At 33.7% G+C, this 18664-nt stretch carries 27 protein-coding genes and 1 tRNA gene; 18 read left to right on the forward strand and 10 right to left on the reverse strand.

The window, feature by feature from the left end; all coding sequences use genetic code 11:
* The first annotated feature begins 39 nt into the window (after positions 1-39).
* The 9 genes from scpB (at position 40) to ACQY22_RS10080 (ending at position 5703) form a co-directional block, all read left to right on the forward strand.
* The gene (gene scpB, locus ACQY22_RS10040; protein WP_428324545.1) at positions 40-618 is read left to right on the forward strand and encodes an SMC-Scp complex subunit ScpB; all 579 of its coding nucleotides are present in this window, start codon (positions 40-42) and stop codon (positions 616-618) included.
* Positions 619-686: 68 nt separating this feature from the next.
* The gene (locus ACQY22_RS10045; protein ID WP_428324546.1) at positions 687-1070 is read left to right on the forward strand and encodes a 30S ribosomal protein S8e; all 384 of its coding nucleotides are present in this window, start codon (positions 687-689) and stop codon (positions 1068-1070) included.
* 1 nt (position 1071) lies between these two features.
* Positions 1072-1371, forward strand: a complete 300-nt coding sequence (locus tag ACQY22_RS10050; protein ID WP_428324547.1) for a signal recognition particle subunit SRP19/SEC65 family protein — start codon at positions 1072-1074, stop codon at positions 1369-1371.
* Positions 1372-1445: 74 nt separating this feature from the next.
* On the forward strand, positions 1446-1715 hold the full coding sequence (locus ACQY22_RS10055; protein WP_141976160.1) for an H/ACA ribonucleoprotein complex subunit GAR1: 270 nt from the start codon (positions 1446-1448) through the stop codon (positions 1713-1715).
* Positions 1712-2668: a transcription initiation factor IIB gene (locus ACQY22_RS10060; protein WP_428324548.1), complete on the forward strand. Its 957-nt coding sequence runs from the start codon at positions 1712-1714 to the stop codon at positions 2666-2668. The genes ACQY22_RS10055 and ACQY22_RS10060 overlap by 4 nt, the downstream gene beginning before the upstream one ends.
* A 95-nt stretch (positions 2669-2763) precedes the next feature.
* Entirely contained in the window at positions 2764-3534 is a 771-nt protein-coding gene (gene sufC, locus ACQY22_RS10065; RefSeq protein ID WP_428324549.1) for a Fe-S cluster assembly ATPase SufC, read from the forward strand.
* Between the two features lie 71 nt (positions 3535-3605).
* Positions 3606-4283, forward strand: coding sequence for a chlorite dismutase family protein (locus tag ACQY22_RS10070; RefSeq protein WP_428324550.1), 678 nt, complete (start codon positions 3606-3608; stop codon positions 4281-4283).
* Positions 4284-4358: 75 nt separating this feature from the next.
* Positions 4359-5357, forward strand: coding sequence for an aldo/keto reductase (locus tag ACQY22_RS10075; protein ID WP_428324551.1), 999 nt, complete (start codon positions 4359-4361; stop codon positions 5355-5357).
* Positions 5358-5364: 7 nt separating this feature from the next.
* Positions 5365-5703, forward strand: coding sequence for a hypothetical protein (locus ACQY22_RS10080; RefSeq protein ID WP_428324552.1), 339 nt, complete (start codon positions 5365-5367; stop codon positions 5701-5703).
* Here ACQY22_RS10080 and ACQY22_RS10085 read toward each other — a convergent pair.
* Complete coding sequence (locus tag ACQY22_RS10085) at positions 5700-6716, reverse strand: Lrp/AsnC family transcriptional regulator (protein WP_428325549.1); 1017 nt, start codon at positions 6714-6716, stop codon at positions 5700-5702. The two genes, ACQY22_RS10080 and ACQY22_RS10085, sit on opposite strands and share 4 nt — an antisense overlap.
* Before the next feature lie 100 nt (positions 6717-6816).
* Here ACQY22_RS10085 and ACQY22_RS10090 point away from each other — a divergent pair, with 100 nt between their 5' ends.
* From ACQY22_RS10090 to ACQY22_RS10110, 5 genes are read left to right on the forward strand one after another with little or no spacing between them, the layout of a single operon-like run.
* Positions 6817-7470, forward strand: a complete 654-nt coding sequence (locus ACQY22_RS10090; protein ID WP_428324553.1) for a precorrin-2 dehydrogenase/sirohydrochlorin ferrochelatase family protein — start codon at positions 6817-6819, stop codon at positions 7468-7470.
* Positions 7467-8732, forward strand: a complete 1266-nt coding sequence (gene hemA, locus ACQY22_RS10095; RefSeq protein WP_428324554.1) for a glutamyl-tRNA reductase — start codon at positions 7467-7469, stop codon at positions 8730-8732. Before ACQY22_RS10090 ends, hemA begins: the two co-directional genes overlap by 4 nt.
* A 31-nt stretch (positions 8733-8763) precedes the next feature.
* The gene (hemB, locus tag ACQY22_RS10100; protein WP_428324555.1) at positions 8764-9744 is read left to right on the forward strand and encodes a porphobilinogen synthase; all 981 of its coding nucleotides are present in this window, start codon (positions 8764-8766) and stop codon (positions 9742-9744) included.
* On the forward strand, positions 9741-10052 hold the full coding sequence (locus ACQY22_RS10105; protein ID WP_428324556.1) for a hypothetical protein: 312 nt from the start codon (positions 9741-9743) through the stop codon (positions 10050-10052). The genes hemB and ACQY22_RS10105 overlap by 4 nt, the downstream gene beginning before the upstream one ends.
* A 9-nt stretch (positions 10053-10061) precedes the next feature.
* Positions 10062-10367 carry a hypothetical protein gene (locus ACQY22_RS10110; RefSeq protein WP_428324557.1) on the forward strand — a complete coding sequence of 102 codons (306 nt, stop codon included), beginning with the start codon at positions 10062-10064 and terminating at the stop codon, positions 10365-10367.
* Between the two features lies 1 nt (position 10368).
* On the opposite strand, the gene ACQY22_RS10115 is transcribed toward ACQY22_RS10110, so the two are convergent.
* A complete protein-coding gene (locus ACQY22_RS10115) occupies positions 10369-10989 on the reverse strand; it encodes an HD domain-containing protein (protein WP_428324558.1) in 621 nt (206 codons plus the stop codon).
* On the reverse strand, positions 10990-11610 hold the full coding sequence (locus tag ACQY22_RS10120; RefSeq protein WP_428324559.1) for a hypothetical protein: 621 nt from the start codon (positions 11608-11610) through the stop codon (positions 10990-10992). It lies immediately after the preceding gene.
* A gap of 184 nt (positions 11611-11794) precedes the next feature.
* Here ACQY22_RS10120 and ACQY22_RS10125 point away from each other — a divergent pair, with 184 nt between their 5' ends.
* The gene (locus ACQY22_RS10125) at positions 11795-11917 is read left to right on the forward strand and encodes a hypothetical protein (protein WP_428324560.1); all 123 of its coding nucleotides are present in this window, start codon (positions 11795-11797) and stop codon (positions 11915-11917) included.
* Positions 11918-11950: 33 nt separating this feature from the next.
* On the opposite strand, the gene ACQY22_RS10130 is transcribed toward ACQY22_RS10125, so the two are convergent.
* Positions 11951-12050 (reverse strand) — tRNA-Leu (locus tag ACQY22_RS10130).
* A 121-nt stretch (positions 12051-12171) separates the two neighbouring features.
* On the opposite strand from ACQY22_RS10130, the gene ACQY22_RS10135 reads away from it, so the two are divergent.
* Positions 12172-12486 carry a DNA-binding protein gene (locus ACQY22_RS10135; protein ID WP_012214888.1) on the forward strand — a complete coding sequence of 105 codons (315 nt, stop codon included), beginning with the start codon at positions 12172-12174 and terminating at the stop codon, positions 12484-12486.
* Here the strand turns inward: ACQY22_RS10135 and ACQY22_RS10140 are convergent.
* Both ACQY22_RS10140 and ACQY22_RS10145 read right to left on the reverse strand, forming a co-directional pair.
* Positions 12480-13085 carry a hypothetical protein gene (locus tag ACQY22_RS10140; RefSeq protein ID WP_428325550.1) on the reverse strand — a complete coding sequence of 202 codons (606 nt, stop codon included), beginning with the start codon at positions 13083-13085 and terminating at the stop codon, positions 12480-12482. The genes ACQY22_RS10135 and ACQY22_RS10140 overlap by 7 nt on opposite strands.
* 62 nt (positions 13086-13147) lie before the next feature.
* Positions 13148-14179 (reverse strand): histone H1-like repetitive region-containing protein, encoded by a 1032-nt coding sequence (locus ACQY22_RS10145; protein ID WP_428324561.1) that lies wholly within the window; start codon positions 14177-14179, stop codon positions 13148-13150.
* Positions 14180-14316: 137 nt separating this feature from the next.
* Between ACQY22_RS10145 and ACQY22_RS10150 the strand changes: the two genes are divergently transcribed.
* Complete coding sequence (locus tag ACQY22_RS10150; RefSeq protein ID WP_428324562.1) at positions 14317-14628, forward strand: hypothetical protein; 312 nt, start codon at positions 14317-14319, stop codon at positions 14626-14628.
* Here ACQY22_RS10150 and ACQY22_RS10155 read toward each other — a convergent pair.
* Complete coding sequence (locus tag ACQY22_RS10155) at positions 14617-15285, reverse strand: phosphatase PAP2 family protein (RefSeq protein WP_428324563.1); 669 nt, start codon at positions 15283-15285, stop codon at positions 14617-14619. The genes ACQY22_RS10150 and ACQY22_RS10155 overlap by 12 nt on opposite strands.
* Before the next feature lie 118 nt (positions 15286-15403).
* Here ACQY22_RS10155 and ACQY22_RS10160 point away from each other — a divergent pair, with 118 nt between their 5' ends.
* Positions 15404-16630: a phosphoglycerate kinase gene (locus ACQY22_RS10160; protein WP_428324564.1), complete on the forward strand. Its 1227-nt coding sequence runs from the start codon at positions 15404-15406 to the stop codon at positions 16628-16630.
* Here ACQY22_RS10160 and ACQY22_RS10165 read toward each other — a convergent pair.
* The 3 genes from ACQY22_RS10165 to ACQY22_RS10175 are packed head-to-tail and all read right to left on the reverse strand — an operon-like array spanning position 16623 to position 18653.
* On the reverse strand, positions 16623-16967 hold the full coding sequence (locus ACQY22_RS10165) for a hypothetical protein (RefSeq protein WP_428324565.1): 345 nt from the start codon (positions 16965-16967) through the stop codon (positions 16623-16625). The two genes, ACQY22_RS10160 and ACQY22_RS10165, sit on opposite strands and share 8 nt — an antisense overlap.
* A gap of 1 nt (position 16968) precedes the next feature.
* Entirely contained in the window at positions 16969-17412 is a 444-nt protein-coding gene (locus tag ACQY22_RS10170) for an iron-sulfur cluster assembly scaffold protein (RefSeq protein WP_428324566.1), read from the reverse strand.
* Positions 17409-18653, reverse strand: coding sequence for a cysteine desulfurase (locus tag ACQY22_RS10175; protein ID WP_428324567.1), 1245 nt, complete (start codon positions 18651-18653; stop codon positions 17409-17411). The genes ACQY22_RS10170 and ACQY22_RS10175 overlap by 4 nt, the downstream gene beginning before the upstream one ends.
* Positions 18654-18664: the final 11 nt, after the last annotated feature.

Consider the following 18664-nt stretch of genomic DNA (forward strand, 5'->3'; position numbering starts at 1 on the left):
AGGATTTCTTTAACTATATTTTAGAGGAATGGATGATAATTGGTTAAAATTGAAAATATCAATGAAGCAACAGCAAGAGTAGAGGCTGCGCTTTATTCAGCAGGCAGACCATTACGAATAGAAGATATTATCAGAGCTTCAGGCACGGAATCAAGGACAAAGACGTTAGAAATTCTTCAAAACATTATGAAAAAGACAAAGTCTACCTTCAAAGCACTCGAAGTAGTCATACTTCCAGATGGATCATATGTAATGCAATTAAAACCAGAATACAGTGCCACAGTCAAAAGATATGCTTCAAAGCCAGTTCTTCCAAATGCTACTCTTAAGACATTATCATACATTGCATATCAGCAACCAATATCATCAAAGCAGCTTGTAGAAGTGAGAGGTTCTGGGGTTTATGCACATTTGAAAGAACTCAGACAATTAGATTACATTAGTCATCAAAATGTTGGAAGAATCAAAATTTACACTACAACAGAAAAATTCCAAAAGTATTTTGGAATTCAAGGAGATGTAGAAGATCTAAAACAAAGATTATTCTCAAAAGTCAGAAAAACTGCAAGTACAAGACATACAAATCCTGTACCTCAAATGACAACAGAAGTAAACTAAGCAAATTTTTTACTTTAAGGCTAATTTTTTGCGTTTTGTATAAATTAGAGTGATTCAGACAAGTTTTCGTGAGAAAATCAGTAGAGAATTTAGCAACCAGTAAGACAACTGGAGGAAGAAGACATCCACTTAGAATTAGACGAAAGTATGAAACTGATAGATATCCAAATGAAGCTGTAACAGGAGCTCAAGTGACAGTAACAAGAACAGTTCGCGGAAAGAATAGAAAAACAGCTGTTAAGACAATTGATTTTGTTAATCTTGCAACAGGTGATGCAAAAGTAAAGAAAGCAAAAATTCTCAAAGTATTAGACAATGCAACAAACAATGATTACAAAAGAAGAGGCATTATTACAAAAGGTGCAATTCTTGAAACACAAGAAGGTAAATGTAGAGTAGTTTCAAAACCAGGACAAAACGGAATCGTTAACGCAGTTTTAGTTAAGGAATAAAATGAAAGATTACGAACACATCGTAATCTGGTTGGATTATTTCAACAAGAATTTAAAAAAATCAAAAGGTAGAAGATTAGGATTAGAGAAATGTGTTTTCGATCCGTCATTAAAAGAATTAATGGATGCAACAAAAGCTGCAGGATTTGAAATTACAGAGTCAGACGACAAAGTAAGATTTCCTAAAAGACCATTTGTTAGGTCAGGATATGTTGTTTTACCAAAAGGATCCTCCAAGACAATAATTCTTAACAAAATTTCCGAAAAACTTGTTGCAAAAAGGTCCAAACAATCAAAATAAAATCAAATCTAGCTCTTAGCTAAAGTAAAGTTGACAGAAGTCTATGATAAGAATATCATGATTAGTGTTTTTAATTGCAGGAGGTAGGCGAAATAATGCACCTAGCCGGTAGTGGTAGGGTAATCATTCAACTATCTAACAAATTAGTTGAAGGACAAATACTCTGCGACGAGAAGGGAACTAGAGTTGCAAAAGTAATGGAATTGATTGGTCCAGTAAGGAGACCATTTGCATCCGCAACTCCGTTAACAAACAACATCAAAAAATACATTGGCAAAAGTGTTTTCGCAACAGAACATTCTCCTGACAATTCAAAGAAAAAATTTAGGAGAAGAAGAAAATGAACATACTAGAAAAACAAAACTGTCCTGAATGTCAAGCAACAGTAGTTAATGACATGCAGAACGGCGAAATAATCTGCTCTGGTTGTGGCCTAGTGGTCGATGATCAAGTAGCAGATTATGGTCCAGAAACAATTAGTTCGAATCTTGAAGACAAGATGAAATTAGCAAGAGCAACCGGACAAACAACATATTCCCAACATGATTTGGGAATTACAACGGAGATAGCAATTAGTACAAAGGACTTTAGTGGAAAAACAATCAACCACGAAGTTGCAAACCAAATGCACAATCTCAGAAAGTGGCAACAAAGAGTAAGAGTATCCTCACCAAAAGAGAGACGACTTGCAAATGTTTTAACAAAAATGGGAGAAACATGTGACGGTCTAGGTCTTTCAAAAAATGTGTTGGAGACCGCTTCTATGATATACAGAAACTTGGATGGACATGTTGATGTGAAGGGAAAATCAGTAGTAAGCATTACAGCAGCTACAATTTACATGGCATGCAAACAATGTGATGTAGTTAGATCACTAGAAGAAATTATTCGTGGAATTTGTCCACCAAAAGACGTAAAATCAAAAACAAAACTTGCAGCAAGATACTACAGAACCATGGTAATGGAAATGGGACAATTAACTGCCCCAGTAGTAACTATGGACAAATACATCTCAAAGATAGCAAACATGACACAAACTGAGGTCAGAGTTGAAAGACTAGCCTTGGAAATTGCAGAAAAAACAAAAGACAGCAGTATTGCCGATGGAAAAGCTCCAAATGGAATTGCTGCAGCATATCTGTATGTGTCATCAGTCCTGCTTGGTCAAAACGTACTCCAAAGAGACGTTTCAAGTATTGCAGGAGTAACTGAAGTTACTATCAGAAACAGATGTAAAGAGATTCTAACAAATTACAAACTCAAAATTACTTTGAGACCATCTCTGGCCAAATATTAACACCCCCCCCCTCTTTTCATTTTATTATCAAAAGCACACGTTAGGATCAGCTAAATTTCGTCGGTATTATATATAGAAACAAAACATTGCGCAACATGGCAGTTCTTGAGATTAAAGATCTTCATGTAACAAGAGAAGGAAAAGAAATTCTCAAAGGAGTTAATTTGAAAACAGGGCCTGGAGAAGTTCATGCCATTATGGGACCTAACGGTTCAGGAAAAAGTACACTAGCTTACACATTACTTGCACATCCAAAATACGAAGTAACAAAAGGAGATATTTTGTTAGATGGTGAAAGCATTTTAGAATTAACTGCAGATGAAAGAGCAAAGAAAGGATTGTTCTTAGGATTCCAATATCCAACAGAAGTTTCTGGAGTGGGATTTTCTCATTTTCTTAGAACAGCTTACAATTCTCTAAGTAAAGCACTGGAGGGAGACGATAGAGAAGTATTCATCACAGTAAGAGAATTTCAAAAATATCTAAAAGAGAATTTAGAAAAAGTTGGACTAAAAGAAGAATTCCTTTCAAGATATCTTAACGAGGGTTTCTCTGGAGGAGAGAAAAAGAGGGCAGAAGTTTTACAGATGGCAGTACTAAAACCAAAAATTTCAATTTTAGATGAACCAGATTCTGGTTTAGATATTGATGCAGTTCAAGCAGTTGCAAAAGCAATCAGCCAAGTTTCAGGTAAAGATGCAACAGTAATTGTCATTACTCACTATGCAAGAATTCTAAAATTCTTAGACAAACTAGACTATGTTCATGTATTTGCAAGAGGTCAAGTTCTTAAAACAGGAGATGCATCCCTTGCAGACAAACTCGAATCAGAAGGATATGATTGGGTTTTACAACAAACTGCATAATCAAATTTTTAGAAATTTCACAATAGAAAATCTAGTTTTTGTTTAAATAGGGTTTTCAAATGGTACAGAACATGTCAGAGAATAATGAACAATATTATTTCAATTTCTCATTTTTCAAAGTTGATCCAAAGTGGAGATGGATGGCAGATTTAGCAAAAGAGGAATCTGCAAAAGAAGTAGAAAACATTTTGAAAAATTCAGGAATAAGATATAGAGCATATTCCAATTTAGGATTAAGAGATGATGCAGACTTTCTATTGTGGTTTGTTGGAAATTCATTAGAAGAAATTCAAAAAGCCATAGAAAAATTATACAAAACTGTTTTTGGAAAATACATTATTCCATCTAGAACATATCTATCATGCTCAAGACCATCAATCTACGTTAAAGGTGATGGAAAAGAACACGGATTCGTCACAGGGATGGATCCAAAGAAACATGTTATTGTTTATCCATTTACAAAAACTCGAGAATGGTATCTCTTACCTCAAGAAAAAAGACAAGAGATAATGGATGAGCATATTGAAGTGAGTAAAAAATATCCACAAGTAATCCTAAACACAACATACTCTTTTGGAATTCACGACGAAGACTTTATGCTAGCATTTGAGGTGGATAATGTTAGAGACTTTCAAGATTTGATTATGGATTTGAGAGAAACTCAAGTATCAACATACGTGAAAAATGATATTCCCATGATTGTATGTATCAAAAAGGACATTGTACCATTAATTTCCAGTTTAGGATAGAATTTCAAAGGTGCAAATCTCGGATAAACATAAATGAAGAAATTTCAAATATCTCTTAAAATCAAGGTGTAAAAGATGAAATACAAAAAACTAGGCAAAAGTGGAATCGAAGTTTCTGAAATAGGTTTTGGTGCATGGAGTATTGCCTTAGATTGGTGGGGGAAAAAAGTTGAAGAAGACGAAGCAAAAAGGATGTTAAAAAAAGCATATGATTTAGGAATTAATTATTTTGAAACTGCAGACATGTATGGTAAAGGAAAAAGTGAGAGACTAATTGGTGAAGTATTCAAAGGAATGAGAGATGAGGTTGTTATTTCAACAAAATATGGTTATGATTTTTCAGATGTTGAACAAATTGGACATGCGGAATTACCACAAAACTATAGTCAAAAATATACAAGAAAAGCAGTTGATGCATGTTTAGAAAGATTACAAACAGATTATCTTGATTCACTAGGACTGCACAATCCAAAATTACATCACATTAGAAATGATGAGACGTTTAACACTATTGATGAATTAATGGGTGAAGGAAAAATTAGAGCAGCTCAAGTTGCACTTGGTCCAGCAATTGGATGGACACAAGAAGGACTAGAAGCAATGGATAGAAAAAGCATATCATCAATTCAAACAGTTTACAATATCTTAGAACAAACTCCAGGAAACGAGTTAATTCAAAAAGCAGAGAAAGAAGATGTCGGAATTCTTGTCAGAGTTCCAGATGCATCTGGAATTCTAACTGGAAAAGTAAAAGCAGATACGGTAATTCCGGCAAATGATCATAGAAAAGATAGAAAAATAGAATGGAGAAAATCAGCATTAGAAAAAGTAGAGCAATTTAGACCAATCGCAGAACGTAATGGATTAAACATTACGGAATTTGCAATCAAATTTATCTTATCAAAAAATAAGATTGCATCAGTATTACCTACTGTTGTTAGCGAAGAGGAAATCGAAATGTTTGCAACAATTTCTGATGGAAAGTATTTGAGCTCTTCAGATATGAAAGAAATTGATGAGTTGTACAATACATGGCCAGAGTACGAATTAAAAGCAACACCACAAACAAGCTAGTTTACAAATGAATTTTTCAATAGATTCTCAAAAAACTCTAGAAGTTATTGAACGAATGAAACTTGCCAAGATAGGCGAATACAAGAAATGGGAATCAATTATTAAAAAAATAAAAAATGATGTTCCACTAAACCAAGGAGAACTAGAATACTATACCAACCTAACAAGAATTTACAAAGATTCTACAATTACAAGTAGAAGCAAAATTTACCACACTAAACTATCAGAACAGGATGAAAAACCACCATGCAAGGAATGTGGAAAAGATTCATCATTTTATTGTAACATGAATGACCAGTATTTTTGCACAATTCATGTCGTAGGACATGATGAAAATGAGATTTAGGAAGCAGGAACTGTTTCTTCTAAAGAAAAAGAACTTTCTACAAAATATTCAACACGAGTCTTTTTGAATTCACGAGAACTAAAGAGAATTCTATAATCATCAACATTGATTTGATCCTGGATAGTTTTTGCCATTTCATTTGCCTCATCATGAGTTTTACAATGAATCATAGAAAATACATTGTAAGGCCAATCAGGATATGTAGGTCTCTCGTAGCAATGACTTACTTGAGGGAATGCACCAAGTTGTGCTCCAACATCAGTAATTTTATCTTCAGGGACCTTCCATACAATCATTCCATTTGCAGTGAATCCAACTTGTCTATGTCTCAAGATAGCAGCAAATCTTCTCATCACACCAATCTCTTCATAGTGTTTCATCTTTTCAAATAATTCATTTTCAGTCATTCCAAGATTGTTTGCAGCTTTGACAAAGGGTTCATCAATGATATCCATGTCTTTTTGTAATTCACGGATGAAGTTTTTGTCTTCTTTAGTTGGTTCAAAGTTTACATTCTTGATTTCTTTTTTTTCTTCAGTTGGGGCAACATCATGTTTTTTTCCATCAACCATGTCAAGTTTTACACCAATTTTGAATAATTGTAAAGTAGGAAGCATACGTACTTTTTTAATTCCTTTTAGTACATTGAATTTGTCAAGTTCTGTTTTCAAATCAGAACCTGGAGGAACAGCTAGAGTAAACCAAAGATTGAATTGATGATCACGTTCGTAGTTATGACTAACACCAGGATGACGATTAATTTGACTTGCAACATATTCTAACCTGTCATGTTCAATCTCCATTGCAACCAATGAACTAGTATATCCAAGTTTTCTAGTATCAAAAATTGCGCTAAGTTGTCTTAAAACACCAATTTCTTTTAGTTGATTAAGACGTTCTTTTACAATTTCAGGAGTACTATTGAATTTTTTTGCAATCGCATCAAAAGGTCTAGTGACTAGAGGAAATGTCCATTGAATTTCATTTAGAAGTTCTTTGTCTAATTCATCCATAGAGGTCATATGACAAAGACCCTTCCATTCAATTAAAAATGTAGCTGGATGCACAAACAGAATTTTAATACATAAATAGAAATCGAAGGGTTTTTGATCGATGATAGTAGACTTGAACCTTCAAGGAAAATCAGTGGTTGTGATTGGGGGCGGAAACGAAGCACAAAAGAGAATCAATTCTCTGATAAAAGAAAAGTGCAACATTACAGTGATTAGCAATAAAGTTACTCCACAAATTAACAAGTTTGCAAAATCAAATAAAATTCAATTAAAAAAACAAAATATTCAAGACACAAAATTCATTTCTAAATTCAAACCAGACATCATAATTACAACTACTAATGACAAAAGACTCAATCAAAAAATTATCAATTCAGGAAAAAAGAAAAGAATCATCACATACAGTTCAGATAATCCAGATGAAAGTGATTTTTCAAATCCAGCTGTAATTGATTTTGAAAAAATGATTCAGATTGCAATTTTTACTGGAGGTAAAAGTCCTGCAATGTCAAAGAAACTTAAAAGAAAATCAGAAGAGTTGTTTAGAAAAATTATCACAAAAGAAGACATTGGTCAAATTAAAATTCAAAAGATCGCAAGAGATGCTGCAAAAGAGCGAATTCCAACTCCAATAGAAAGAAAAGCATGTCTTCGCAGTATCATGGCTGATAATGAGATTGATCAGTTAATAAAAGACAGTCAAATGAAAAAAGCTGAAAAGAGAGCCATTACAATAGTGAGGAATTGGAAATGAGTCAAAATATCATTAACGCACGTGTAACTTTTCGTAATTCACCAATCCATATTTTAGAACAATTTACAATAAAAGATGTTGAAGAGGCATATGATCAATTCAAAAAACATTCAGGATTAGACGAATGTGTTATAATTCAAACATGTAACCGAATCGAATTATTTGGAAAATCAACGAATCAAGAAGTAGATAAAATAAAGAAGACATGGGCATCATTAGCAGGATTAGAAGAGCAAGTTTTTGAGGAAAACATGGAAGTTGAAGAGAATCAAAATGCATTACATCATTTATTGAAACTAACATCAGGTTTGGATTCTATGGTACTAGGGGAAGAACAAATTTTGGGTCAAATTAAAAATTCCATCACATCTGCAAGAGAAAGAAAAGCATCAGGTCAGCATCTTAACACGTTATTTGATAAAGCAATTAGAATAGGAACTAGAATCAGAAACAATAGCGGAATTGGTAAAGGAGGAATTTCAGTTGGCTCAATGGCAGTAAAGCTTGCAGAAGAAAATATCGATGAATTAAAAACAAAAAAGACATTACTGATTGGAACTGGCGAAGTATCCACACTAGTTGCAAAATCATTAGAGAGAAGAGATTATGCATTTGATGTTACCAGTAGAACACTTGGCAGATCAGAAACGTTTTGTGAAACAATGGGAGGAACTCCAGTTAAATTTGAAGAAGTTCTTTCAGGATTTGACAATTATGATGTAATATTTGTTGCAACGACTGCACCATATTTTCTTGTAACATATGAACGAATTACAGAAGCAATGAAAGACAAAGACAAAGGCATGATGATTTTAGATTTATCAAATCCAAGAACAGTGGATGAGAAAGTTGCAACCATTGGAGGGATAAAACTGATGAATCTTGATCAAATTGCAGAAATGGTTGAAAAGAACATGAATGCCAGATTAAACAAGGTAAAAACAGTTGAAAATATAATTAACGAAGAAGTATCTGTATTAGAAGCCTCAATGAAAAGATTAGAAGCAGAACCACTGGTAAAAGACGTATTCAAGAATATTGAATCACTCAGAGCAAAAGAATTGCAAAAAGCACTTCAAATGCTAGATGAAAAAGATGAGAAAAGAATCAAAATTATTGATGAATTAACCAAGGCAGTAGTAGAGAGTATTGTTTCAACACCAATGAATAACATCAGAAAAGCATCAGAACAAGGTAATCCCGATGTAGTCGACTTGGCAAGCAAGCTCTTTGACTATAAAAAACAAGAACAGGCTGACTAGGATTATATTTTAGCAAAAGAGAATTTCTAACATGTCATTTCCAACTAGGCGTCTACGTAGATTAAGAACATCAGATAAAATGAGAGAGTTAGTACAACAAACAACACTTTCTCCAAAAGATTTCATTTGTCCAGTATTTGTTCAAGAGGATCTAAAGACTAGAACCAAAATAGAATCAATGACAGCAATGGAAAGACTTCCATTAGATGATGTAAATGATGAAGTTGGAACAATTAGTGACTTGGGAATTCCTGCAATCATGTTATTTGGAATTCCAACTCAAAAAGATGAAGCAGGAACATCTGCATTTGATGATAATGGAATTGTTCAAAAAGCAATTTCCCAGATTAGAGAAAACTTTGGAGACAAGATGGTGATAATGGCAGATGTATGTCTATGTCAATTTACATCCACAGGGCATTGTGGGATTATTCATGAAAATAAAATTGATAATGATACCAGTTTAGATACACTTGCAAAAATTGCAGTGAGTCAAGCAAAGGCAGGAGTAGATACAGTTTCACCTTCTGCAATGATGGATGGGCAAGTTGCATCTATTAGAAAAGCACTTGATGATGAAGGTTTTTCAGATGTTTCAATAATGTCTCATTCAGCAAAACATCGTTCAAACTTTTATGCACCATTTAGAGATGCTGCAGAATGTGCACCAAAATTCGGAGACAGAAAAACATACCAAGTGCCATACACAAATGCAAGAGAAGCAATGATGGAAGTAGAAACTGACATCAATGAAGGAGTAGACATTGTTATGATAAAACCTGCATTATCATATTTGGATTTGATTGCAGAGACTAGAAGAAGATTCAATGTTCCAGTTTCAGCATATAGTGTTTCTGGAGAATATGCATTGGTAAAAGCAGCATCACAGTTAGGATACGTCAATGAGAAAGACATGACTGAGGAAATACTATATTCAATAAAGAGAGCAGGAGCAGACATGATTGTTACTTATTTTGCAAAATCTGCTGCAAAATTTCTTCAAGAATCATGAGAAACGACGAGCGTTACGAGATTCAAAGGGCATTTGATTTACTTCCACACGTAATTGGTGCAAGTTGGGCATCAGTTGAGTTTAGAATGAAAGGTATCAAAAAACCAACAAGAGAAGAATTTCGTGAGAAAACCCTAGAATATCTAAAGATGGTAGAACCAGTCTTTGAATCATATCCTAAAGATGAAGAGTTTGATGCAATCTGCAAGTATATTGATTTTAGAAAAAACGAAGAATATGAAAAGATAATTACAGGATTAAATAAAGAAATTGAGAAGAGATATGACAGATATGTGGATTATGGATAGGAGTAATTTTTGATAGCAAAAATCGGAATCATTGTTTTTATGGTAATTGTAGGGGTTTGGTTTTTTTACACAAATGATCAGTTCTTGAAAGAAAAAGAATCTGAAAAGATAGTATTGGAAGTAAATGAAATAGAAGAAGAAATCATTGTAGAAGAAATTGATGAGGCAGAAACGGTTGTCAAAGAAAAAACAAACCCTACACCCGTAAAAAGTGATGGAGAAAAAATGGGTTCAGTAGAATGTATGCAAAGGGCTAGTGAAGTAGCACAAGGTAATATTGATGAATATAGAAAAGCATTAGCAAAATGCCAATAGTCTAAAGTTCTTTCTTTAGTTGATTTAGATAGTCTTTGAGAATTCTAGTTCGCCTTTTTGCTTCAATTTTTCCTGTTTTGGTATTCATGAGAGATTCGAGTTTCAGTAATTTTTTGTAAAAATGATCAACAGTCCATGTTTTGTCATCAGGGTTACGTGTTTTGCAAAAAGGATCATCAATATTGTAAAATGATCGTTTTAGTGAACCTCCAGTAGCAAAAACTCGGGCAATTCCAATTGCCCCTATAGCATCCAACCTATCAGAATCTTGTAGAATTTTACCCTCAAGGGTTTTTGGAATTTTCTTTTGAGAAAAGCTATGATCACGAATAGCATCTGAAATTATAGTAATCTCATGTTCATCAAAATCATATTTTTGTAGAATTTTTTTTGATTTTTTTGCACTCTCAATAGAAGACATTTTGGAACGTTTGTCAGATTTAGGGTAAGAAACAATATCATGTAGTAATGCAGCACTCAAAACAAGTTTTTCATTTGCATGTTCTTTTTTACAAATTTTTTGAGCATTTTTGTAAACTCTCATAATATGTTCAAAGTCATGAGCAGAGTCATTTTCCATTAGTTTTTTTACATCTTTTTTGAGTAATTCTAGAACTTTCATTTAGAATCTCCATATTTTTGGCTTGACGAATTTAATTTTCCTTTGAGTAATTAATACTGTCCAATTAATAGATGCAAAGAGAACAATAATACCAATTCCTACACCATCAATTAGTAAAATTCCAGTCAGACGATCCTCAAAAATTTCTAAGAATGGTTGTAAAACGGCATTTCCAAAATAGATCATTATGATGTAAGAGATTGTCCTACCAAACCAAAATCCAATATAGATTCCAATACTTTTTGCACGCATCAACCCATATGTGATGAATAACATATTGCTTGGGAGGGGAGTTGCACCAAAAAGAAATGATGCAATCAAGTAACCAAATTTTTTATCATTAAGATAACCACCAATTATGTCAAGATTTGATTTTTGTTCTTCTCCAACAAATTTTCTAAATAATCCACTGATTTTTTTGAGAAAAAATCTGCCAATAGTGGCACCAGTTGCACCAACCATGGCAAGAATTACAATATTCAAGTTAGGATCAAGAAGATAAAACGATGTTAAAACAATCCAACTTGGCGGCATCAAGATTGGAGATGCATTTACAAGAATCAGTACAAGGAAAATTCCAAAATATGAAAATTCTGCAAAAAATTCGAAAATATCTACCATCTTTCAAAGAATATGCGGGTTTTTTTGCTTCTAAACCCTTGGATCATAGTTTAGTCACAAAAAAATTCTATTCTGATCTAAAAAATTAAAAAAATTACATCTTTTCTAAAACAATGATCAGGTATTGTAACAAATTGGATCAATCATGCAATATCTTTATAAGCAAATTATGCTTAATATAGGCATGTCCGAGATGGTTTGGAAGTGTTTTAGATGCAATCTGTCTTTTAAGGACGAAAGTGTAGCAGAAATGCACAAACAAATTTCAGAGCATTCTGTAAGCAAAGTCAAAACATTAGTTGCTTAATTTCAAAAATTTACAATTTTATGGAAAATTTAGTGCAGAGAGTGGGATTTGAACCCACGAACTCCTGAGAGAAGGGATTTCCTATTTGGAGATCTTGAGTCCCTCTCGGTTGACCGGGCTTCGATATCTCTGCAATAGGAGTGGATAAAAAGCAGTATTTTTCGATTACTATTTTGAAAAATTTCAAAAATGATCTGTTAGTTTGAAGAAATTTTAACAAAGCTTATAATCGTGCGTAATGGATTCAAAAATACATGGCAGAATTCATACCAATTTCACAAGTAAAGAAAATGCGAAGTGGAATAAATGCTAAAGCAGAAGTAAAAAGCAAAGGAGACCCAAGAACTGTAAATCTGAAAAGCGGAGGAACAGTGGATGTCTGTGATGCAGTCATTGCTGATGGTGAAACTGAAGATGACCAAATGAAATTGACATTGTGGGGAGATGATATCAAAGCAGTAAATGTTGGAGATGTTGTTGTAATCACAAATGGATATACCAATGAATTCAAAGGTGAAGTATCCTTAACAAAAGGTAAATTTGGTCAGATGGAAGTAAATCCTCAATAATTTCTTTTATTATCATAATTATTTTTTAGATCTACAAATAGTACAATAACACCAATTATTGAAACAGTGATTCCCAAAACAAGCAAAATACCAGAAACCATCAAAGGTATAACCAGACTCATGACAGGCGAATCAGGATTTGTGAAGGATTCAGAATTTTCAGGATCTTCAGAAAACACAGTAATTACTGTAACATCACGTTCACCTAAATTTGTAATTTCAAGATTTAATGTGTCAGATTGAGATATTTGTAAGACTTCAAAAAGTATTGGTTCATTTTGAGTGAATGTTCCATATTCATCGCCAAAAATATTTGAAATTGTTATGGATAATTCATCACCAGTCTGATAATCAATAATTTGAACACCCCACAAAAGAGGAACGTTAGAAGAATATGTTGTGTAAGAGAAATGAGCAGAGTTATCAGGCATGATTTGAATCTCATTAGAAATTTCATCAAACATATCTTCAAACAATGAAGATACAAAAAAATCACTAGGTCCAGTAATGTTTGTTGGAATTGCAGTTGCAGCAATTGAAAGAGAAATTATCACAAAAACAATTCCAGATATTGTGATTATTGGCCCTCGTTTTTTCATCATAAAAACTCACAAAAAACCTACTTTAAGGTTATAGGAAAGCAGAGAGAAATTATTTTTCTTTAACGTCTAGTTTTCTTTCTTGCTGATTTCTTTTTAGCTGCAGTCTTTCTTGCTGGTTTCTTTTTAGCTGCAGTCTTTCTTGCTGGTTTCTTTTTAGCTGCAGTCTTTCTTGCTGGTTTCTTTTTAGCTGCAGTCTTTCTTGCTGGTTTCTTTTTAGCTGCAGTCTTTCTTGCTGGTTTCTTTTTAGCTGCAGTCTTTCTTGCTGGTTTCTTTTTAGCTGCAGTCTTTCTTGCTGGTTTCTTTTTAGCTGCAGTCTTTCTTGCTGGTTTCTTTTTAGCTGCAGTCTTTCTTGCTGGTTTCTTTTTAGCTGCAGTCTTTCTTGCTGGTTTCTTTTTAGCTGCAGTCTTTCTTGCTGGTTTCTTTTTAGCTGCAGTCTTTCTTGCTGGTTTCTTTCTCTTAGCTAAAAGTTCTTTTAATTTAGAAGATGCTTTCTCTAATGCTTTCTTTGCAGATTCTTCAGACTTTGTTCTTCTTTCCACTTCTTTGACAAATTTTTCTGCTGCTTTCTTACTAGAAATCATTGTCTCACGCAAGGAGGGTTTTGATTTAGTTTGTTTTTGAATTTTAGTTGAAATTTTAGATTTTATGCTATCAAATTTGGCAACATCTTCTGCAATTTTTTTGGCAGTTTTTTGTCGGCTTTTAATTTCATTAGTTAATTCTTCGACATGGTCTTTTAATGAGCGTAATCTGGATTCTGCATATTGTTTTTCTTCAGGGTTTTCAGAAAATTCGATTTCCTGTTCAGTTTGTTCAATAGTCTCCTTTTCTCGAGATAAACGCTCCTCAGCAGCCTGAACTAATCTTTCAATACTTGCCAACTGAGAATTTTTTTGATTCAAAACGCCAGAAACATCTGTGGCATCTTCTCTCTCAGATTCGATTTTTCGGTCAATAGAATTAAGACCAGATGTAGAACGTCTCTGAGCTGAAACAACGTCTTTGAGTTGTTTTTCTGCTCTTTTTCTTAGCTTGGTTGCTTCTTGTTGTTTTTTACGTAGTTGCAAAACTGTTTTTTCTAAGGATGCCAATAAGTCAAACAAATGAAAAGAGTCGATTAAGTTGTTAATATAACCATGATTTGACTTACCAGTTAAGAAAATTAACTAATATTGATCGCAAAGATCACTTTTTTAAAAAATATTAGTCAAGATATATGACAATTATCATGGATTTTCATCCCAAAGACTTGCCAGTTTCAAAAACATATGATCTCAAAGATGAAAAAGATGCATCAAATGCAGTTGATGATATGGTAAGTGTTGGATTTCAAGGAAAAAAGGAAGGATTTAGAGTTTTAATGCCAAAAGAACCAAAAATTGCAAAAAGAATCGGATACACTGTTACTACAGGAGTAACTCACGGATTAAGACAGAAAAATGAAATTCGAGATGTAAGGTATTGGACATATCATCATGATGATGAACATTATGCAATAGTTTTGATTAGTAATTCTACATTAACAGAATTAGGTTTTTGATTTATCAAAAATTTTGTAAAGTTTTGTTCTGTTTGCCATTACACCTGCTAGCATAATTCCAATAACTGTTCCACCTATTACATCCATAGGATAGTGTTGTAAGACGTAGATTCTACTCAATGAAATCATTACAGGATACAAGAGCATCAAGTAAGCACCACGAGGGAACCGCTCAGATAGAGCATATCCCAAAATAATTCCGAATATCATGGCCCTAGCAGCGTGACCAGATGGGTAAGATGCATCAAATCCACCCTCACAAAATAGGGCAAATGTGTCACGGCTAATTTCTACAGGAAATTCTACACCTTCATAATCAAAATCAGGCCTATCACGGTCAATTCCACATTTTATGTATCCAGTCAGAAGTGTAGATAACACAATCAATATCATAAGGGTAATTCCTATCCTTCGAGTTTTTGGAATAATTAACATCACAATTCCAAATATTAACATGTTAAAGACATCGCCACTTTCGGTGATATACTGCATTACGATGTCAAGTGTAGGATTTCCAATATTTTCAGAGAAAAACAAAGTAATGCTTTGATCAAAACTTTCAGTGATTCCAGAATAAACCAACCAAGTTAAAATCAAAAATAAAATTGTCAGTAATACAAATGAACGGGACCTGATATCAAAAAGCCAACTTTGCAATTAATCAAACTCCATATACACATCTTTTAATTTTTGTCAATAGATAAGTTTTGGAAATCACTATTTTTGAAAACAAATCTAAGAAAATAATTCTGATCGGCTCAAAGAATTTAACCAAGTGCATAATAGAAAAGTCGTGAAGGTACTCACACTTGATGATTTTGACTTAAAAGGTAAAACCGTTTTTTTGAGAGTGGACATGAATTGTCCAATTGACCCAGAAACAATGGAGATTTCAGGTACCAAAAGAATTGAAGAGGCAATAGAAACACTGCAATCATTAAAAGATGCCAAAGTAGTTGTTGCATCGCATCAAGGAAGAGTAGGAAATAATGATTATACTGGAATGGACAAACATGCAAAAGTTCTTGAAAAATTAATGGATCGTGAAATAAAATATGTTGAAGATGTTATTGGAGAAGCTGCACAAAATGCAATTAAAAATTTAGAGAATGGAGACATTTTACTTTTAGATAATCTCAGATTGTGTGCTGAAGAGAATTACGAGTTTACTCCAGCGAATGCAGTAAAAACCATCATGGTTACTAGGCTAGCAAAGTTGTTTGATCTATGTGTATTAGATTCATTTCCTAGTGCACACAGATCACATCCATCAATTGTAGGATTTCCACAAGTATTACCTGCATGTGCAGGAAGAATTGTCGAAAGAGAGGTCAGAAACCTAGATGAAATTATGACTGTTGCAAAGGCACCTCATGTGATAGTCTTGGGAGGTTCCAAGGTTCCAGATAGACTTGAGGCAATCAAGCTACTTATTCAAAATGGTAGAGCAGATCATGTCTTACTAACAGGATTAATTGGAAATGTGTTCATGCGTGCACAAGCCAGGGTCAAATCATCACTTGGAATCAAAAGGGAAGAAGAAGTTGTTGCAAAAGCTCACACATTGATAGGAGAACATCCAGATGTCTTTGCAACGCCAGTAGACATTGCAATTGACAAAGATGGGGAAAGAGTAGAGATGGATGTAAGAGAGATGGGTAAAGGTGATAAAATTTTTGATTTAGGTCCAAAGACGGTAGAATATTATTCAAAATTGATTGCAGGTGCAGGAACTGTATTTATCAGTGGACCAGCAGGGTTTTTTGAGAAAGAAAACTTCAGTTACGGAACAAAATCATTGTTAACTGCAGTAGCAAATTCAATGGCAACAACAATTGTCAGTGGAGGTCACTTGACAACTGCATTAAAACAACAAGGACTAGCAGATAAAATCAATCACATAAGTACTGCAGGCGGAGCATTGGTACTTTATCTTACAGGAGAAAAATTGCCAATGATAAAAGCATTAGAAGATGCTAGAATAAGACACCAATCTAAATAGTAGATTTACACGAAGTATTTGGGCAGACTCTATCTTCAGATTTTCCAAGAAAGACATCTTGATTGCAAGCATTACAATGTAGTTTTTCAACTGTATCAAATAATTTGAGATGAATAGTAGTAAAGTTCTGGGCAACATTTCTTGCAAGACCAGAATCACAAAGGTCATTGACAAAAGATTCAAGATCATCAATTATCCACGAAGGGTCAATGTCACCATATTCTTTAAGAATTTCAAAAACAGAATCATTTGTAAAAATGGTATCTGCCTCATTGAATTTTTCAAAAATAATTTTTCTAATTTGAAGTTCAACTGGGGTTTTAGGCGTAAAACTCATACTAGTACAGGTTTGCGGCCTCTTCTTTTAGTTTATCGACATCTTCTGAATTTTCAAGATGTTTTCCGATGTATGTGTAAAGAGCAGATTTGAGTACCTTAAGAGAAAGCAAAGCACATTTGATTCTAACTGCTTGTAGATGTTCTAATCCCAATTCACTTAGGACATCATTTTTTTCGATGTTTCTTACATCTTCAAGACTTTTGCCTTTAGTGATTTCAGTTAAAACTGAAGAACAAGCCATGCAGATTGCACACCCATGACCATGGAATTTGATATCAGTTACTTTGTCATCATCAATTTTCATGTCAATGTCAATACTATCACCACATAATGGATTTGCATCATGAAATGTCACATCATGATCTTCTATTTTTCCAAAGTTTACAGGATTTCTTGAATAATCCACAATCATTTCATGATAAATGTCAGCATTACTACTCATAACTTGAACACCTTTGCCACAGTATTTAATGAATTAACTAGTACATCAACATCTTCTTTGGTATTGTAAATGTAAAAACTGGCTCTTGAAGTAGCAGCAACGTTTAGTCGCTCCATCAATACTTGTGCACAGTGATGACCAGAACGCAATGCAATTCCTTCTTCATCAATAATTTGTGCAACATCATGAGGATGTACATCTGCAAAATTAAATGAGATGACACCACCACGTTTTGAGATATCTTTAGTTCCATAGATATGAAGTCCTTTAATTGCAGAAAGTTTTTCCATAGCATATTTGGTTAGTTCAATTTCGTGTTCACGAATATTGTCCATTCCAATTTTAGTTAGATAATCAATTGCTGCACCAAATCCTACTACATCTGCAATGTTAGGGGTTCCAGCTTCGAATTTGTAAGGCAAATCATTCCATGTAGTTTCATATTTGTGAACTTCACGAATCATATCACCACCTCCATGGAAGGGACTCATTGTATTGAGAACTGATTTTCTAGCCCAAAGAACTCCAATTCCAGTGGGTCCTAACATTTTGTGACCTGAAAATGCAAAGAAATCACATCCAAGTTCTTCAAGATCAACTTTCATGTGAGGTACTGCCTGAGCCCCATCAACCAAAGTAGGAACACCTGCAGCTTTGCATTTTTCAATAATTTTTTTGGCATCAGTAATAGTACCAAGTACATTTGACATTAAACTAAAGGTAACAAGTTTCACCTTACCTGTTGCAAGATGTTTATCAAGATCATCTAGAATTAGCTCACCATCATCATCCATTCCAATGTATTCTAGTTTGGCACGTTTTTCTTGGGTAAGAAGTTGCCATGGAACAATATTACTATGATGTTCATATTCAGTAGTGACAATAATGTCTCCTTCATTGATGTGAGGACGCCCCCATGCATATGCAACTAGATTAATTGCTTCAGTAGTTCCTCTAACAAAGATAATTTCTTGTCTATCTTTGATGTTGATAAAATTTGCAATTTTATCTCTAGTACTCTCATAAGCTTCTGTTGCTTCTTCAGCTAGAGCATAAACTGCCCTGTGAATATTTGCATTATGGTTTTGATAGTAATCAGTAATAGCATCAATTACTTGATTTGGTTTTTGTGTAGTAGATGCATTATCAAGATAAACTAGGTGTTTGTTATCTCTAACAGTTCTTTCAAGAATTGGAAAGTCTTTTCTTAAATTTTCAAATGAAGATTGAGTGCTTTGCAAGTTTTAGTTTC

Origin of the sequence: Candidatus Nitrosopumilus sp. (assembly GCF_965263415.1) — an archaeon.
In the GTDB taxonomy this organism is placed as follows: domain Archaea; phylum Thermoproteota; class Nitrososphaeria; order Nitrososphaerales; family Nitrosopumilaceae; genus Nitrosopumilus.

What these genes read in the sequence shown, in the direction of transcription:
- ACQY22_RS10050 (WP_428324547.1), top strand. Translation starts at nt 1,072, where the DNA reads ATGAAAGATTACGAACACATCGTAATCTGGTTGGATTATTTCAACAAG.
- ACQY22_RS10060 (WP_428324548.1), top strand. Translation starts at nt 1,712, where the DNA reads ATGAACATACTAGAAAAACAAAACTGTCCTGAATGTCAAGCAACAGTA.
- sufC (WP_428324549.1), top strand. Translation starts at nt 2,764, where the DNA reads ATGGCAGTTCTTGAGATTAAAGATCTTCATGTAACAAGAGAAGGAAAA.
- ACQY22_RS10070 (WP_428324550.1), top strand. Translation starts at nt 3,606, where the DNA reads ATGTCAGAGAATAATGAACAATATTATTTCAATTTCTCATTTTTCAAA.
- ACQY22_RS10075 (WP_428324551.1), top strand. Translation starts at nt 4,359, where the DNA reads ATGAAATACAAAAAACTAGGCAAAAGTGGAATCGAAGTTTCTGAAATA.
- ACQY22_RS10080 (WP_428324552.1), top strand. Translation starts at nt 5,365, where the DNA reads ATGAATTTTTCAATAGATTCTCAAAAAACTCTAGAAGTTATTGAACGA.
- ACQY22_RS10085 (WP_428325549.1), bottom strand. Translation starts at nt 6,716, where the DNA reads ATGGATGAATTAGACAAAGAACTTCTAAATGAAATTCAATGGACATTT.
- ACQY22_RS10090 (WP_428324553.1), top strand. Translation starts at nt 6,817, where the DNA reads ATGATAGTAGACTTGAACCTTCAAGGAAAATCAGTGGTTGTGATTGGG.
- hemA (WP_428324554.1), top strand. Translation starts at nt 7,467, where the DNA reads ATGAGTCAAAATATCATTAACGCACGTGTAACTTTTCGTAATTCACCA.
- hemB (WP_428324555.1), top strand. Translation starts at nt 8,764, where the DNA reads ATGTCATTTCCAACTAGGCGTCTACGTAGATTAAGAACATCAGATAAA.
- ACQY22_RS10105 (WP_428324556.1), top strand. Translation starts at nt 9,741, where the DNA reads ATGAGAAACGACGAGCGTTACGAGATTCAAAGGGCATTTGATTTACTT.
- ACQY22_RS10115 (WP_428324558.1), bottom strand. Translation starts at nt 10,989, where the DNA reads ATGAAAGTTCTAGAATTACTCAAAAAAGATGTAAAAAAACTAATGGAA.
- ACQY22_RS10120 (WP_428324559.1), bottom strand. Translation starts at nt 11,610, where the DNA reads ATGGTAGATATTTTCGAATTTTTTGCAGAATTTTCATATTTTGGAATT.
- ACQY22_RS10125 (WP_428324560.1), top strand. Translation starts at nt 11,795, where the DNA reads ATGTCCGAGATGGTTTGGAAGTGTTTTAGATGCAATCTGTCTTTTAAG.
- ACQY22_RS10135 (WP_012214888.1), top strand. Translation starts at nt 12,172, where the DNA reads ATGGCAGAATTCATACCAATTTCACAAGTAAAGAAAATGCGAAGTGGA.
- ACQY22_RS10140 (WP_428325550.1), bottom strand. Translation starts at nt 13,085, where the DNA reads ATGAAAAAACGAGGGCCAATAATCACAATATCTGGAATTGTTTTTGTG.
- ACQY22_RS10150 (WP_428324562.1), top strand. Translation starts at nt 14,317, where the DNA reads ATGGATTTTCATCCCAAAGACTTGCCAGTTTCAAAAACATATGATCTC.
- ACQY22_RS10165 (WP_428324565.1), bottom strand. Translation starts at nt 16,967, where the DNA reads ATGAGTTTTACGCCTAAAACCCCAGTTGAACTTCAAATTAGAAAAATT.
- ACQY22_RS10170 (WP_428324566.1), bottom strand. Translation starts at nt 17,412, where the DNA reads ATGAGTAGTAATGCTGACATTTATCATGAAATGATTGTGGATTATTCA.